At 48.0% G+C, this 16,014-nt stretch carries 11 protein-coding genes and 2 pseudogenes; 9 read left to right on the top strand and 4 right to left on the bottom strand.

Annotated features, from left to right (window positions below):
- Positions 1 to 127: 127 nt before the first annotated feature.
- Complete coding sequence (locus RIM23_RS13485) at positions 128 to 409, bottom strand: hypothetical protein (protein WP_446367765.1); 282 nt, start codon at positions 407 to 409, stop codon at positions 128 to 130.
- On the opposite strand from RIM23_RS13485, the gene rpoB reads away from it, so the two are divergent.
- The 5 genes and pseudogenes from rpoB to RIM23_RS13460 form a co-directional block, all read left to right on the top strand.
- Positions 408 to 3,761 (top strand): DNA-directed RNA polymerase subunit beta, encoded by a 3,354-nt coding sequence (gene rpoB / locus RIM23_RS13480; RefSeq protein ID WP_446339690.1) that lies wholly within the window; start codon positions 408 to 410, stop codon positions 3,759 to 3,761. The genes RIM23_RS13485 and rpoB overlap by 2 nt on opposite strands.
- A 92-nt stretch (positions 3,762 to 3,853) precedes the next feature.
- The gene (locus RIM23_RS13475; protein WP_446367764.1) at positions 3,854 to 5,737 is read left to right on the top strand and encodes a DNA-directed RNA polymerase subunit gamma; all 1,884 of its coding nucleotides are present in this window, start codon (positions 3,854 to 3,856) and stop codon (positions 5,735 to 5,737) included.
- 195 nt (positions 5,738 to 5,932) lie between these two features.
- Positions 5,933 to 9,940 (top strand): DNA-directed RNA polymerase subunit beta', encoded by a 4,008-nt coding sequence (locus RIM23_RS13470; protein WP_446367763.1) that lies wholly within the window; start codon positions 5,933 to 5,935, stop codon positions 9,938 to 9,940.
- A 192-nt stretch (positions 9,941 to 10,132) separates the two neighbouring features.
- Positions 10,133 to 11,896 (top strand): ABC transporter substrate-binding protein, encoded by a 1,764-nt coding sequence (locus RIM23_RS13465; protein ID WP_446367766.1) that lies wholly within the window; start codon positions 10,133 to 10,135, stop codon positions 11,894 to 11,896.
- A gap of 154 nt (positions 11,897 to 12,050) precedes the next feature.
- Positions 12,051 to 13,002 (top strand): annotated as a pseudogene (locus RIM23_RS13460) (ABC transporter substrate-binding protein); the annotation flags it as partial.
- 93 nt (positions 13,003 to 13,095) lie between these two features.
- On the opposite strand, the gene RIM23_RS13455 reads toward RIM23_RS13460, so the two are convergent.
- The 3 genes and pseudogenes from RIM23_RS13455 to RIM23_RS13445 all read right to left on the bottom strand — a co-directional run bounded on the left by RIM23_RS13455 (position 13,096) and on the right by RIM23_RS13445 (position 14,009).
- Entirely contained in the window at positions 13,096 to 13,269 is a 174-nt protein-coding gene (locus tag RIM23_RS13455; RefSeq protein WP_446367762.1) for a hypothetical protein, read from the bottom strand.
- A 6-nt stretch (positions 13,270 to 13,275) separates the two neighbouring features.
- Positions 13,276 to 13,605: an element excision factor XisI family protein gene (locus RIM23_RS13450; protein ID WP_446367761.1), complete on the bottom strand. Its 330-nt coding sequence runs from the start codon at positions 13,603 to 13,605 to the stop codon at positions 13,276 to 13,278.
- A pseudogene (locus RIM23_RS13445) lies at positions 13,593 to 14,009 on the bottom strand (XisH family protein). The gene RIM23_RS13450 and the pseudogene RIM23_RS13445 overlap by 13 nt, the downstream one beginning before the upstream one ends.
- A 342-nt stretch (positions 14,010 to 14,351) precedes the next feature.
- Between RIM23_RS13445 and RIM23_RS13440 the strand changes: the two are divergent.
- From RIM23_RS13440 to RIM23_RS13425, 4 genes are all read left to right on the top strand, one after another.
- Positions 14,352 to 14,504: a hypothetical protein gene (locus RIM23_RS13440; protein ID WP_446367760.1), complete on the top strand. Its 153-nt coding sequence runs from the start codon at positions 14,352 to 14,354 to the stop codon at positions 14,502 to 14,504.
- A 40-nt stretch (positions 14,505 to 14,544) separates the two neighbouring features.
- On the top strand, positions 14,545 to 14,820 hold the full coding sequence (locus tag RIM23_RS13435) for a hypothetical protein (protein WP_446367759.1): 276 nt from the start codon (positions 14,545 to 14,547) through the stop codon (positions 14,818 to 14,820).
- Between the two features lie 105 nt (positions 14,821 to 14,925).
- Positions 14,926 to 15,120, top strand: coding sequence for a DUF2281 domain-containing protein (locus tag RIM23_RS13430; RefSeq protein WP_446367758.1), 195 nt, complete (start codon positions 14,926 to 14,928; stop codon positions 15,118 to 15,120).
- Positions 15,105 to 15,437, top strand: coding sequence for a type II toxin-antitoxin system PemK/MazF family toxin (locus RIM23_RS13425; protein WP_446367757.1), 333 nt, complete (start codon positions 15,105 to 15,107; stop codon positions 15,435 to 15,437). The genes RIM23_RS13430 and RIM23_RS13425 overlap by 16 nt, the downstream gene beginning before the upstream one ends.
- Positions 15,438 to 16,014: the final 577 nt, after the last annotated feature.

Raw genomic sequence — 16,014 nt, 5'->3', positions numbered from 1 at the left:
CGGTCGTGGCGAGTTCGTTATTGACAAAAAGAGGAGGTCAATCAGATTGGATTACTGCACACCAATTCACCGTAAAGATGGTTATAGCTATACATTTTGATCACAATTGCTTAGATATGCACAGAAATCAAATTACAGTTTCAAGCCCCGTATCATTATTATCGTTAAAAACCTCCCGCCGATTATTAAGACAGTCGTGATCATCCTCAGACTCTCTTGTCGCTTCTTTGTGGTAAAAATTCTCGGCTTGGCGGTGCTTTGACACTGACGGGTATCTACCCCTACCGATATAGCCAATCGTACTATCTGTGTTGATCAGGATCGCCGAGTTAGGGGTCAAAATTTCCCAATACCCTTGGCTGTGAAGCCAAGGCTTACGCTGATTCACCCTCTCCAGAAGGAAAAGCATGACGACTCAAACTTATACAGCTCCCACCTATCTATTACCAGACTTAGTGGAAATTCAGCGAGCTAGTTTTCGCTGGTTTCTAGAAGAAGGGCTGATTGAAGAACTCGACAGCTTCTCGCCAATTAGTGACTATACGGGTAAGCTAGAACTCCACTTTATCGGCAAAAACTACAAGCTCAAGAGTCCTAAATATGATGTAGATGAAGCCAAGCGGCGAGACAGCACCTATGCGGTGCAAATGTATGTACCAACCCGCTTGATCAACAAAGAGACGGGTGAGATCAAGGAGCAAGAAGTCTTTATTGGCGATCTGCCCCTGATGACCGATCGCGGTACATTTATTATTAACGGCGCCGAGCGCGTCATTGTCAATCAAATTGTCCGCAGTCCCGGCGTGTACTACAAGTCAGAAATCGACAAAAATGGACGCCGCACCTACTCCGCCTCTTTAATTCCCAACCGGGGCGCCTGGTTAAAATTTGAAACCGACAAAAATGATTTAGTCTGGGTTCGCATCGACAAAACCCGGAAATTGTCTGCCCAAGTTCTCTTAAAAGCCCTAGGACTCTCGGACAATGAAATTATCGACGCCCTGCGCCACCCCGATTATTATCAAAAGACCTTAGACAAAGAAGGCAATCCCAGTGAAGAAGACGCCCTCCTGGAGCTATATCGCAAGCTCCGTCCGGGTGAACCGCCCACGGTAAGCGGGGGTCAGCAGTTATTAGACTCACGCTTTTTCGACCCCAAACGCTATGACCTCGGTCGTGTCGGTCGCTACAAAATTAACAAAAAGTTGCGCTTAAATGTTGCCGATACCATCCGAGTCCTGACTCCCCAAGATATTATGTCCGCCATTGATTACCTGATCAACCTGGAATTTGATATTGGCAGCACCGACGATATCGACCATTTGGGGAACCGTCGGGTTCGTTCGGTGGGAGAACTCCTGCAAAACCAAGTTCGGGTGGGATTGAATCGCTTAGAACGGATCATTCGGGAACGGATGACGGTTTCCGACTCCGATACCTTAACCCCCGCCTCTTTGGTTAATCCCAAACCCCTAGTCGCCGCCATTAAAGAATTCTTTGGCTCATCTCAGCTATCCCAGTTCATGGATCAGACCAATCCCCTAGCTGAGTTAACCCACAAACGCCGTTTATCTGCCCTCGGACCCGGTGGTTTAACCCGGGAACGGGCTGGGTTTGCGGTGCGGGATATTCACCCCTCTCACTATGGACGGATTTGTCCCATCGAAACGCCAGAAGGACCCAACGCGGGTCTAATTGGTTCCTTGGCAACCCACGCACGGGTGAATGCCTACGGCTTTATTGAAACCCCCTCGTACCCTGTAGAAAATGGGCGGGTGATCAAAGACAAGGCGCCCCTTTACATGACCGCAGATGAAGAGGATGACTTGCGTGTGGCTCCCGGTGACATCCCCATTGATCAAAATGGTTATATCTTGGGCGAATCAGTACCCGTGCGCTATCGCCAAGAATTCACCACCACGACCCCAGATCAAGTAGACTTTGTGGCGGTATCCCCGGTGCAAATTATCTCTGTGGCTACTTCATTAATTCCCTTCCTGGAACATGATGACGCCAACCGCGCCTTGATGGGTTCAAACATGCAACGGCAAGCCGTCCCCTTGTTACGTCCAGAGCGTCCCCTCGTGGGTACAGGCTTAGAAGCCCAAGCCGCACGGGATTCGGGGATGGTGATTGTCTCACGTAAAGCCGGTGAGGTGGTTTATGTAGATGCGACAAAAATTCGGGTGCAAACCGCACCCACCGCACCCCCTGCATTGCCCGGAGAAAACGTCGAGAATGGAAAAACGAGCGAACCGGAAATTATTGAATACGAACTCCAGAAATATCAGCGCTCCAACCAAGATACCTGCTTAAATCAGCGTCCTTTGGTCTTTCGTGGGGATGACGTGGAAGCCGGTCAAATTCTGGCTGACGGTTCAGCCACCGAAGGGGGAGAACTGGGACTGGGACAGAATATTTTGGTTGCCTATATGCCATGGGAGGGCTACAACTACGAAGACGCCATCCTGATTAGCGAGCGACTGGTGTTGGATGATGTGTACACCAGTATTCACATCGAAAAATACGAAATTGAAGCCCGACAAACCAAGCTCGGACCTGAAGAAATTACCCGTGAAATTCCTAACGTCGGGGAAGATGCGCTGCGCCAACTTGACGAACAAGGAATTATCCGCATTGGGGCTTGGGTGGAAGCCGGAGACATTCTCGTGGGTAAAGTGACGCCCAAAGGCGAATCCGACCAACCCCCAGAAGAAAAGTTACTTCGGGCAATTTTCGGCGAAAAAGCCAGGGACGTGCGTGACAATTCCTTGCGTGTTCCCAACGGCGAAAAAGGTCGGGTTGTGGATGTCCGCATCTTTACCCGTGAGCAAGGCGATGAACTCCCGCCCGGTGCCAACATGGTGGTGCGTGTCTATGTGGCTCAGAAGCGCAAGATTCAGGTGGGCGATAAAATGGCAGGTCGTCACGGTAATAAGGGGATCATTTCCCGGATTTTGCCGATGGAAGATATGCCTTACCTCCCTGATGGCACTCCCCTAGACATTATTCTCAATCCCTTGGGTGTTCCTAGTCGGATGAATGTCGGTCAAGTCTTTGAATGTTTACTGGGATGGGCGGGTGAAAACTTGGGACTGCGATTTAAAATGATCCCCTTTGATGAAATGTATGGGGAAGAAGCATCCCGGCTTACCGTTCACGGCAAACTCCAGCAAGCCCGTGAAGAAACTCAGCAAGATTGGATATTTGATCCAGAAAATCCAGGTAAAATTCAGGTGTTTGACGGTCGCACAGGCGAAGCCTTTGATCGTCCGGTGACCGTTGGTATTGCCTATATGTTGAAACTGGTTCACTTGGTGGATGATAAGATTCACGCTCGTTCCACCGGTCCATACTCTTTGGTTACCCAGCAACCCCTGGGAGGTAAAGCACAGCAGGGCGGTCAGCGGTTTGGGGAAATGGAAGTTTGGGCATTGGAAGCCTTTGGTGCGGCTTATACCCTGCAAGAGTTACTTACCGTGAAATCGGACGATATGCAGGGTCGTAATGAAGCCCTTAACGCTATTGTCAAAGGCAAGGCGATTCCCCGACCCGGTACTCCGGAATCCTTTAAGGTGTTGATGCGAGAACTTCAATCCCTGGGACTCGATATTGCCGTTCACAAAGTAGAAACCGCTGAAGATGGCTCTAGCCGTGACTTAGAAGTCGATTTGATGGCAGATGGCGACCGGCGTCGTACCCCTAACCGACCCACCTATGAATCCCTCCGCAGTGAGGAACTCGAAGAAGAAGAGTTATAAGTTCTCCCTGTTGAATGTTCTAGACGTAGCCGGCTACGTCTGGAACATCCAGTATCTACATCTGGAACCCTCAAAACTCAAAACCCTGGAAGATGAAACAGCAACAAGAACAGCGCTTTGACTACGTAAAAATTGGAATTGCCTCTCCGGAGCGAATCCGTATATGGGGAGAACGTACCCTACCGAATGGTCAAGTGGTGGGGGAAGTGACGAAACCGGAAACCATTAACTATCGCACGCTCAAACCCGAAATGGACGGGTTGTTCTGTGAGCGGATTTTTGGTCCGGCTAAAGACTGGGAATGTCACTGCGGCAAATACAAACGAGTTCGCCATCGTGGGATTGTCTGTGAACGCTGCGGCGTGGAAGTTACAGAGTCGCGGGTTCGACGACACCGCATGGGGTTCATTAAACTGGCGGCGCCTGTGGCACATGTCTGGTATCTCAAAGGGATTCCCAGTTACCTGAGTATTCTGTTGGATATGCCGTTGCGGGATGTCGAGCAGATTGTTTATTTCAATGCTTATGTGGTTCTGAGTCCAGGAAATGCTGAAAATCTCAGCTATAAACAGCTATTGACTGAAGACCAATGGCTGGAAATTGAGGAACAACTTTACAGCGAAGACTCTGAACTCAATGGTGTAGAGGTAGGAATTGGTGCGGAAGCTCTACAACGACTCTTGCAAGATGTCCACTTAGACAGTGAAGCAGAAAAGCTGCGCGAGGACATCAGCAACGCTAAAGGTCAAAAGCGGGCAAAGCTGATTAAGCGGCTGCGGGTCATTGATAACTTCATCGCCACCGGGTCGCAACCTGACTGGATGGTGCTGACGGTGATTCCCGTTATCCCACCGGATTTGCGTCCCATGGTTCAGCTGGATGGGGGACGCTTCGCCACCTCAGACTTGAATGACTTGTATCGCCGGGTGATCAACCGCAATAATCGCTTGGCACGTCTTCAGGAAATCCTCGCCCCAGAAATTATTGTCCGCAATGAAAAGCGGATGCTGCAAGAAGCGGTCGATGCGCTGATTGATAATGGACGCCGGGGACGCACGGTGGTGGGTGCGAATAATCGGGCATTAAAGTCATTGTCCGACATTATTGAAGGGAAACAGGGTCGATTCCGCCAAAACCTTTTGGGTAAACGGGTTGATTACTCCGGACGTTCGGTGATCGTTGTCGGTCCAAATCTGAAAATTCACCAGTGCGGTTTACCCCGCGAGATGGCGATTGAACTGTTTCAACCCTTTGTGATCCATCGTCTGATTAGTCAGGGGTTAGTTAATAATATTAAAGCCGCCAAAAAATTGATTCAGCGAGGTGACCCCAGCGTTTGGGATGTCCTAGAAGAAGTGATTGCTGGTCATCCCGTCTTGCTCAACCGAGCGCCAACGCTGCACCGCTTAGGGATTCAATCTTTTGAACCGATTTTGGTTGAAGGTCGCGCCATTCAATTGCATCCTTTGGTCTGTCCTGCCTTTAACGCGGACTTTGACGGCGACCAGATGGCGGTTCACGTTCCCCTGTCTTTGGAGTCCCAAGCCGAAGCTCGATTGTTAATGTTGGCGTCCAATAATATTCTCTCTCCAGCGACGGGACGTCCGATTGTCGCACCGAGTCAGGATATGGTGCTGGGTTGCTATTACCTCACCGCCGAAAATCCCCACGCCACAAAAGGCGCAGATCGCTATTTTGCCTCTCTAGATGATGCCATCCGAGCCTTTGAGCAAAAGCAAGTCGAGTTACATGCTTATGTGTGGGTGCGCTTTGATGGCACGATGCAGAGTGGCAAGTCTGATGATGATCAGGTAATTTCTACAGAAACATCCTCCGATGGAATAGTGACGAAAATCTACAAAGACCGCCGGGTTCGGGAAACGGCTGATGGTGAACTGATTTCTCAGTACATTCGGACAACGCCGGGTCGGATTATTTACAACAAAGCAATTCAAGATGCCCTAATGATTGCCTGAAATAGGGGACAGATATCATGGATGGATTGGATTCGTGATTCGTAGGGATTTGTGATTCGTAGGGGAGAAGCATTCGCGCCCAGATTTTTCGGTTCTACGGCTAAATTGTCATCGCGAATGCTTCTCCCAGTCAAACGTCTAGAATTTCCCTGTTCCCCGTTCCCTGTTCCCTAAAAGACAAATGACCAAGGACGAATGACAAAAGATATGACAAATAAAGCAGGTCAAAAAGAAACGATTTTCTACAATCGAGTCGTTGATAAAGGTCAGCTCAAAAAACTCATTTCCTGGGCGTTTACTAAGTATGGCAGCGCCCGGACAGCTCAGATGGCTGACCAACTTAAGGATTTAGGATTCCGCTATGCCACAAAAGCAGGGGTTTCGATTAGTGTCGATGACCTACTCGTTCCGCCGAAGAAGCGTGAGATGCTAGAAGCGGCGGAAGCCCAGATTCGCGCCACGGAAGCCCGCTACAGTCGGGGTGAAATTACAGAAGTTGAACGATTCCAGAAAGTTATTGATACCTGGAATAGTACGTCGGAAGCCCTGAAAGACGAGGTGGTGGTGAATTTCAAGGCAACTGATCCCTTGAATTCGGTCTATATGATGGCATTTTCCGGGGCAAGAGGAAACTTGTCTCAGGTACGCCAATTGGTCGGGATGCGGGGTCTGATGGCTGATCCGCAAGGGGAAATTATTGACCTGCCGATCAAGACCAATTTCCGGGAAGGGTTAACCGTTACCGAATATATTATTTCCAGTTACGGGGCACGCAAAGGACTGGTGGATACAGCCTTGAGAACGGCGGACTCCGGGTATCTAACTCGGCGTTTAGTGGATGTGTCTCAGGATGTGATTGTCCGGGAAGTAGACTGTGGGACAACCCGAGGCATTCAGCTTACCGCGATGACCGATGGCGATCGCGTGTTGATTCCACTGCAAGATCGGCTCTTGGGGCGAGTCCTAGCCGCCGATTTGCTACATCCGAAAACCAAAGAGGTGATCGCCAAACGCAACCAAGCCATCTCTGACGAATTAGCCGACATCATCGGCAAAGCCGAGGTGCAAGAGTTGATGGTTCGCTCACCCCTCACCTGTGAAGCCTCGCGCTCTGTCTGTCAGCATTGCTACGGCTGGAGTTTGGCACATGGGCACATGGTGGACTTGGGAGAAGCCGTTGGTATTATTGCGGCTCAGTCCATTGGTGAACCCGGAACTCAGCTCACCATGCGGACATTCCACACAGGGGGAGTATTCACCGGTGAAGTTGCCCGTCAAGTCCCAGCGGCGTTTGACGGCGTTGTCCGCTTTTCTAGCCGTCTGCGAACCCGGGGTGTCCGTACCCGCCACGGTGAAGAGCGCGAACAAGTAGAAGTCGCCGGCGATCTGATTCTGGAACCGACTAATAAGGGGAAAAGCAAAACCATTCCCGTCACACCCGGTTCCATTCTCCTGGTTAGCGATGGAGAACAGGTGAAAGCTGAACAGCTTTTAGCCGAAGTGGCGTTGGGCAAATCTCGTCTGTCTACAGAAAAAGCGGCGAAAGACGTAGCCTCGGATTTGGCGGGAGAAGTCCTGTTTGCCGATTTGATCCCCGAAGAAAAAACAGATCGCCAAGGGAATACGACCCGTATTGCCCAGCGGGGTGGATTGTTGTGGGTGTTATCGGGAGAGGTGTATAACCTGCCTCCTGGTGCCGAACCCGTGGTCAAAAACGGCGATGCTGTGGAACCCGGTTCCGTGCTCGCAGAAACCAAGTTAGTCAGCCAAAACGGTGGGGTAGTTCGACTGACACCGGGTAAGCGGGAAATTGACATCATCACCGCGTCGGTGCGCCTAGACCAAGCAGCGGTGCGGATGGAAAGTAGTGGGGGTCGCGAACAGTATGTGATTCACACGGCTAATAACCAGCGTTTCTTGCTCAAGGCAACCCCAGGCACAAAAGTGCTAAATAATCAAGTGGTGGCGGAGTTGATTGATGATCGCTATCGTACCCAGACCGGGGGCATTATTAAGTATGGCGGCGTGGAAGTCGCCAAACGCGGTAAAGCCAAGCAAGGATACGAAGTCACCAAAGGGGGGAGCCTCCTGTGGATTCCTGAAGAATGCCACGAGGTCAACAAAGATATCTCATTGCTGCTGGTGGAAGACGGTCAATATGTGGAAGCCGGTACAGAGGTGGTGAAAGATATCTTCTGCCAATCAGGAGGTATTGTTGAGGTCGTGCAGAAGAATGACATTCTGCGGGAAATTGTGATCAAGCCCGGAGAATTGCATCTGGTGGATGAGCTACCTGAAGCCTTTGTGTCTGAAGGTCAGTTGGTGTATCCCGGTACAGAACCCGTCCCTGGGCTAACCGTAGCAGAGCTGCGGTATGGGGAAATGGCAGAGACGCCAGAGGGAATGGCACTGCTGCTCAGACCTGTGGTTGAATTTACTGTTCCCGACGAACCGGATGTCCCCTCGCAAGCGTCCATCGACAGTGCCAATGGTGCTTCAGGAGTGGGCGGTCAGTCTGATGCTGAGAGTGCGATCGGGATTGAGCTGCGGACGATTCAGCGGCTACCTTATAAAGATGGAGAGCGGATCAAGTCCGTGGAAGGACTGGAGTTGCTGCGAACTCAACTCGTTTTGGACATGACTCAGGAATTAGAGGGGGATCATTCCACCTCTCAGATTTCGGCAGATATTGAATTAGTCACAACCGAAGAGTCTGATGATCCAGAGGACATGCGTTTGCAGTTGGTGATCCTGGAATCTTTGGTCGTCCGACGCGATACCTCTGCTGATCCGTTGGGTGGGAGTACCCAAACCCGGCTGTTGGTCAACGATGGGGATAAAATTGCGCCCAAAGCCGTCGTCGCCCGCACCGAAATTCAGTGTAAAGAAGCCGGTGAAGTCCGGGGGATTCGCGAAGGGGTGGAAGCCATTCGTCGGGTACTGGTGGTTCGGGATGCGGATCGGATCACCATTCCCATTAGTGGCACACCCCAGGTGAAGGTGGGAGATTTAATCGTGGAGACCGCTTTTCTCGCCTCGAACGTGCAAGCCTCCGAATCGGGACAAGTTGTCCAAGTTAACGAGGACTCGGTAACCTTGCGACTAGCACGTCCCTACCGTGTGTCAGCCGGTGCGGTGCTGCAAATTGATAATGGAGACTTGGTGCAACGGGGTGACAACCTAGTGCTGCTGGTGTTCGAGCGGGCGAAGACTGGGGATATTATTCAAGGGTTACCTCGAATTGAAGAACTCCTAGAAGCCCGTAAACCCAAAGAAGCCTGTGTGTTAGCCCGACGCCCCGGTGAAACGCAGGTGGTTTATGAGGAAGATGAAACTGTTGATATCAAAGTGATTGAAGCGGAAGGCGTGATTACCGACTATCCGATTAGTCCCGGACAAAACGCACTGGTTTCCGATGCTCAGTTTGTTAAGGTGGGTCAAGCATTAACCGATGGACCAGCAAATCCTCACGAGATTCTGGAGATTTTCTTCAATTTCACGGTGGAAGACAAGGGAATCTATGAAGGTGCTTTAGCTGGACTGCAAGCGGCGCAGGCATTTCTGGTGAATGAAGTCCAGTCGGTGTATCAATCCCAGGGAATTGACATCTCGGATAAGCACATCGAAGTGATTGTCCGTCAGATGACCTCGAAAGTTCGGGTTGATGATGGGGGTGATACCACGATGCTACCGGGAGAATTGGTGGAGTTGCGGCAAATTGAGACTGTGAATGAAGCCATGGCAATTACTGGGGGTGCACCGGCTCAATATACTCCTGTATTATTGGGGATTACTAAAGCCTCACTGAATACGGATAGTTTCATCTCCGCCGCTAGCTTCCAGGAAACCACCCGCGTTCTCACCGAAGCCGCCATTGAAGGGAAATCTGATTGGTTACGGGGTCTCAAGGAGAACGTAATTATTGGTCGCCTGATTCCTGCAGGAACCGGGTACAACGCCTATGAAGATCCAAACAGTGGGGTGGATGCTGAGTCTTCCAATGGGGGCGCTGAGTATAATTTCGGCGATCTCAATGAGAGTACTGAATTCGACCAAGACGATTCCCTAGAAGTGCTAGACGATCGCACGGCTCGCGCTTACAGTATGGAAGACTCTGATACCAGCGATTTTGGCTCGTTGCTGAATGAGGACGAAGACTCAGAGGAGTTGGCTGAGGAATATCTGGATGATGAGAATGAATAATCGGTTGTCTTCTGTGATTGGGATAGTTGAAGCCTAACGGCTGGAAACGAGAACATCTGGAGGGTAGTAGAGACGCGCCATGGCGCGTCTTTACTAATTTCTGCTATGTCCTAACCGATATTAAATCTTACAGTATTGTCGCCCTACAATTAGGTGTAAGCATTTAATCGGATCGTGACTATCTTGCCCAACATTCCTCTACGTCGCTGGTTTGTGAGTCTACTCACCTGTGTCATCGCGATCGCGCTGTCCGCCTGCAACCCTGCAACCTTTACCTCACAAGCCGCACAGGGATCTCAACTCGTAACCAGTATTCTCAGTGATCCCAAAACCTTTAACTACGCCCTCTCTCAGGAGTCCCCGAATATTTTTGGTTACACTTACGAGGGGTTGGTAACTGAAAATGGTGTCACGGGTGAAATTGAACCCGCCCTCGCTGAATCCTGGGAAATCTCTGACAACCAACAGCGCATTGTCTTTACCCTGCGAGAGGGATTAAAATGGTCTGATGGAGAACCTTTAACCGTTGATGATGTCGTATTTACCTATAACGATATCTACCTCAACGAAGACATTCCCACCGATATTCGCGACATTCTCAGAATTGGCGAAACGCGCGGCTTTCCCACGGTGCGGAAATTGGACGAGAGACGAGTTGAATTTACCACACCAGAACCCTTTGCTCCCTTTCTCCGCACCACGGGACTGACAATTTTACCCGCCCACGCCCTTAAGGATACTGTAACTGAGAAAGACCAAGAAGGAAGACCCAAGTTTATGACCACTTGGGGTGTGGATACCGACCCGGATAAAATTGTGGTCAATGGACCCTACCAACTGGATCGCTATAATACCAATCAACGCATCGTATTCCGCCGCAATCCCTATTACTGGCGCAAGGGACCTCAAGGTCAGCCTCAACCTTATATTAATAACCTCTTCTGGGAAATTGTTGAATCTACCGATACTGCTTTTTTGCAATTTCGTTCCGGTGGGTTAGATGCGATTGGTGTCTCACCAGATTTTTATTCCCTACTCAAGCGGGAAGAGGAACGAAGCAACTTTAATATTTACGTTGGCGGTCCAACTCTAAGTTCCAGTTTTATTTCATTTAATCTTAACAAAGGAAGTCGGGATGGTAAACCGCTGGTTGAATCGATGAAATCTCGTTGGTTTAACAGGCTGGAATTTAGACAGGCGGTTGCTTATGCAATTGACCGGCGAACGATGATTGATAATTTGTTTCGGGGATTAGGTGAACCTCAATATTCCAACCTTCCTGTACAAAGTCCTTATTATTTGTCTCCAGAAGAGGGACTTGCTGTGTATGATTATAATCTGGAAAAAGCGAAAGAATTACTATTAAAAGCAGGGTTCCAATACAACGATGAAGGACAACTACTCGATGATCAAGGAAATCGGGTTCGTTTTACCTTGATCACCAATGCGGGGAATAAACTGCGCGAAGCAATGGGTTCGCAAATTAAACGAGATTTAGCTAAAGTTGGCATACAAGTGGATTTTAACCCAATTGCCTTCAGTACCCTGGTGGAAAAACTCAGTAATAGCTTAGATTGGGAATCTCATCTGCTGGGTTTTTCGGGTGGCGGATTAGAACCGAATAATAGTGCTAATGTCTGGTCTACGGAAGGCGGATTACACAGTTTTAATCAAAAACCAACGGTTGGTCAACCGGAGATTCAGGGGCGGGAAGTGGCGCCTTGGGAGCAAGAGATTAATGACCTTTATATTAAGGGGTCTCAAGAGTTAGATGAAGAAAAGCGTAAGGCTATTTATGGCGAAGCACAACGCCTGATTAAAGAACATTTACCCTTTATTTATCTGGTGAATCCACTGTCAATGACGGCTGTGCGCGATCGCGTGGAGGGGATTGAGTATTCGGCTTTGGGTGGTGCGTTCTGGAATATTCACGAGTTGAGGATTTCTGAAGATTAAGGGTAATGGAGAAAGTTCGGAGTTAGGTTGTTTTAACGCAGAGGTACGCAGAGGTTTACGCAGAGGACGCAGAGGGGTTAAGGTATGGGAAGGACAAGTTGAGAGAAGTCAGAAGCAAGAGAATATGATTGCTCGAATTCGTCGTTGGTTTTTACTGGACGTTGCGCCGGAAATGTTTGGCTTACTAAAGCAGGAAGAAAAACGAGGAAACTATAAGATTTATAACGGCGGTGCTTCATCAGATACCCGATTTTTTGGCTTCAATCTCAACAAAGCCAAGAATGAAAAAGGAGAACCTTTTGTTGATCCGATTAAATCTCGTTGGTTTAATACGTTAGCATTTCGGCAAGCCGTTGCTTATGGGATTAACCGTGAAGCGATGAAAACTAATATTTTTCTGAGGATTGGGTGAATTACAGCATTCGCCTGTGGCGATGCAAAGTCCTTATTATTTGTCTCCAGAAGAAGGATTGAAGGTTTATGATTATGACCCGCAAAAGGCAAGGGAATTACTACTTGATGCGGGGTTTAAATATAATGACCAAGGGAAACTATTGGACTGGGATAATAACCCGGTACGATTTACACTTTTGGTGAAAGCGGAAGAAAAATCTCGCATAGACGCAGCGGTTCAGATTCAAAATGATTTGAACAATCTAGGGATACAAGCGGATTTACAGGTGATTAACTTTAATGTGATTGTGCAGAAGTTGATGAGTCGAGACTGGGAAGCTTATGTGGGCGGATTCGGTGGCGGTGGCGTGGAACCTCACAGTAGCTTTAATATTTGGTACTCCCAAGGATCATTACATCAATTTAATCAGGGGCAAATGCCTGGAGAACCGCCGATTCAAGGGTGGGAAGTATCAGACTGGGAACTGGAAATCGACCGTTTATTTGAGGAAGGGGTGAAGGAATTAGATGAGCGTAAGCGCCAAGAAATTTATGGTCAATTTCAACAGATTGTGCAGGAACAAGTGCCGTTTTTGTATTTAGTGAATCCCCTGTCTTTGCAGGCTGTGCGCGATCGGATTAATCCAATCAAGTTTTCGGCTTTAAATGGGGCGTTTTGGAATCTGTATGAACTTCAGGTTGAAACAAATTAATTATAGTTGTTAAGGGGGTTTGTTTCATCAGTTGCGGATGCGATCGCGTCTTTTAGATGAGATGCTCATATCTTGCACCCGTTCCAGAAAGCGTTATTCTTTTAAGCCATTGTGGAGGAAGATAAAAAGTTTGCGATCGCGCCCTTTTTCTGGTATTATTTTACTATGGAAAAATCTGTCTGCCTGTAGGGGCGCACGGATGGTGCGCCCTGTTTCAAAGTTGCGCCATAAGTTAGCTGATAATGTTAGAATACTTACACATTTCATTCGAGACTACAGGTGAGCATATTCAGTAAATTGCCGTTTGAAGGGAGACTTATATCCTAAAACTATATCCTGTCGTGGAATTCCAGCTTCCACCAATTCATTGGCTACTCCTATTTCAGTTCCATCACTCTGAATCCAAATTTTGTTATCTTTGATATCAATATGAATTAGGCTCTCGTATTCTCGTCGTTGGTCATGCCAACCCACCACCATCATTAGGTAATGATTACGCTCATTATCAAAAATGAGTTGGACTTCTGTCTGATCATCTTTAAAATTGGTAGCGTGGGCTTTCAAGATTTTTTGGACGAGTGCCTGTGTGTTTAAGGTTTCCATGCTACAATTTCCTGTCTATTGGGGTCAAAAATCAGTAATTTGAGTTGATATTCTTCGATAGCGTCCTGAATGAATGGGCGACGGAATAAGGTATTATAAGTATCTGTAGGAATGGCTAGGTATAAAACAAAATTGGGTAATTTTTGCTTTAATGCCAAGCGATAGTTCAGAAATTGACCAAGGGCTAAGTGAAATTCAGTTAGTTCCGATTCTCGCAAAAAACTTTTGATTTCAACGGCTATCTTTTGACCATTTTTCTGGGCAGCAATTAATCGTTCTGCGGCTAAGTCTATATACATTTCTGTTCCACCAACTTTCAGGTGTAAAGGATCATCGGTGATTACCCAGCCATCTTTTTCTAGGGCTGATCAGACGGTGTTGTGAAAAATATCCTTGGCTGGCATAGACAGATGGATAATTTGACATGACGCAAGCGTGTTTAAAAGTTATTGTAACTGGGAATTAATCAAGAGTGCGATCGCAGTTTTTCCCTTAAACCTAAACCAAACGCGATCGCACAATCTCTCCTCATACCAAGTTGCGTTCTATCATGTCTAGGAAGAGCGAAGCGTGACGCTTGCGCGGTAGCGAGGAACGAGCGTCGGAACGAGCGTCGGAACGAGCGTCAGAATCTGGGCAGATGCTTCGCGTCACTCCGTTTCACTGCGTTTTGCTCAGCATGACAGATTCTACCTTAGACTGCAACTTGGTATCAACCTAAACCAAACAGCGATCGCGCCTTTTTTATGGTATTATTTTACTATGGAAAAATGTGTCCGCCTGTAGGGGCGCACCGACGTGCGCCCAATGATATAGTTGACTTTATAGACGATCGCGATCGCACTTTTTCCCTTCAACCTCACCCAAACGCGATCGCACTCTCCTCCCTCAACCCATAAGTGCTCCCACTTTATGCCACTTGTTCGGTATCATTTGAGGATGATTCGATCTGGCACAGTCTTGACAATGAAGCAGGGGAAATCGGACAACAATATTACCGATCGCTTTGGTTTATTTCTGCAATGGCAGCATCATCTAAAGGTTCTGTCAGGAAAAGCACCTCCAGAACAAAACGTTGGTTTTATTGTAGCCGAACAGAGCGATCGCACTCAAACCAAATCCATGCGATCACGTCTTTTTTCTGGTATTATTTTACCTTATGAAAATGTGTCCGCCTGTAGGGGCGCACGGATGGTGCGCCCTTTACCAACATGACGTGCGCCCTATTGCAAACGTTGCGCCCCATGATATATTTGACTTTATAGACGATCGCGATCGCACTCTCGAATCGCTATACACAAACTCTCACCCTACCCACCGATGAGTATCAAAGAATTGATTATCCATGAAATAGAGCAAACTCCAGAGTTTCTTTTGAAAGAAGTTCTGGATTTCCTCCGGTTTCTTAAGCTTAAGGATAAATCCCAAACGTTAGAACTTTATCAGGTTAGTGAATCTTCTTTACAAAAAGACTGGTTAAAGCCAGAGGAGGATGAAGCTTGGCAAGATTTGTAAAAGGGGATGTTGTTGTTGTCCCTTTTCCCTTTTCCGATTTGACTCAAGCGAAGAGACGACCAAGTTTAGTGGTTGCTGTATTATCAGGGGATGATTTAATTCTGTGTCAAATTACCAGTCGGGCTGTGACGGATGAATATGCTGTTGTCATTGAGTCAGATGACTTTAGTTCTGGAGAACTGAGGCAGAGTAGTAATGTCAGACCCAATCGTTTATTTACGGCAGATAAACAAATCATCCTCTACAAAGCGGGTCAACTCAAGTTGGAAAAGATGAATGAAGTGATTACCAGGATAGTGGAGATTTTGCAACAGTGAGTTGATGGTGTGATTCCTGAGAGGAGGCTTTTTCAGCCGGAGTTGGAATGGTTAATTTTTCCTGTGTTTTGGGGTATCTTTTTCACCATGGAAAAATATGTCCGCCTGTAGGGGCGCACGGATGGTGCGCCCTTTACCAACATGACGTGCGCCCTTTACTAACATGACGTGTACCCTATTTCAAACGTTGCGCCCCATGATACATTTGACTTTATAGACGATCGCGAATCGCACTTTCTCCCCTCCACCTAACCCAAACGCGATTGCCTTCGGCACAAGCTTGAAGACTGTTGTTAACAGTACCCCCTTAATTGCCCTATCTATATTCTGTCTGATCCCATTGATAGGGATATTATAATTCTACATAGTTAATTGTGCGATCGCACTTTTTTTCTGGTATACTTTCACCTTATGAAAATGTGTCCGCATGTAGGGGCGCACGGATGGTGCGCTCTGTTTCAAAGTTGCGCCATAAGTTAGCTGATAATGTTAAAATAGTTACACATTTCATGCGTTTAGGGCTTGATAGGTTTATGGAAACGACAAAATTGTCGAGCCAAGGAAAGAGTGATTATTC

Origin of the sequence: Coleofasciculus sp. G3-WIS-01, assembly GCF_040223135.1 — a bacterium.
In the GTDB taxonomy this organism is placed as follows: Bacteria; Cyanobacteriota; Cyanobacteriia; order Cyanobacteriales; family Coleofasciculaceae; genus Coleofasciculus.
This window is presented reverse-complemented; position numbering and strand designations above follow the sequence as displayed.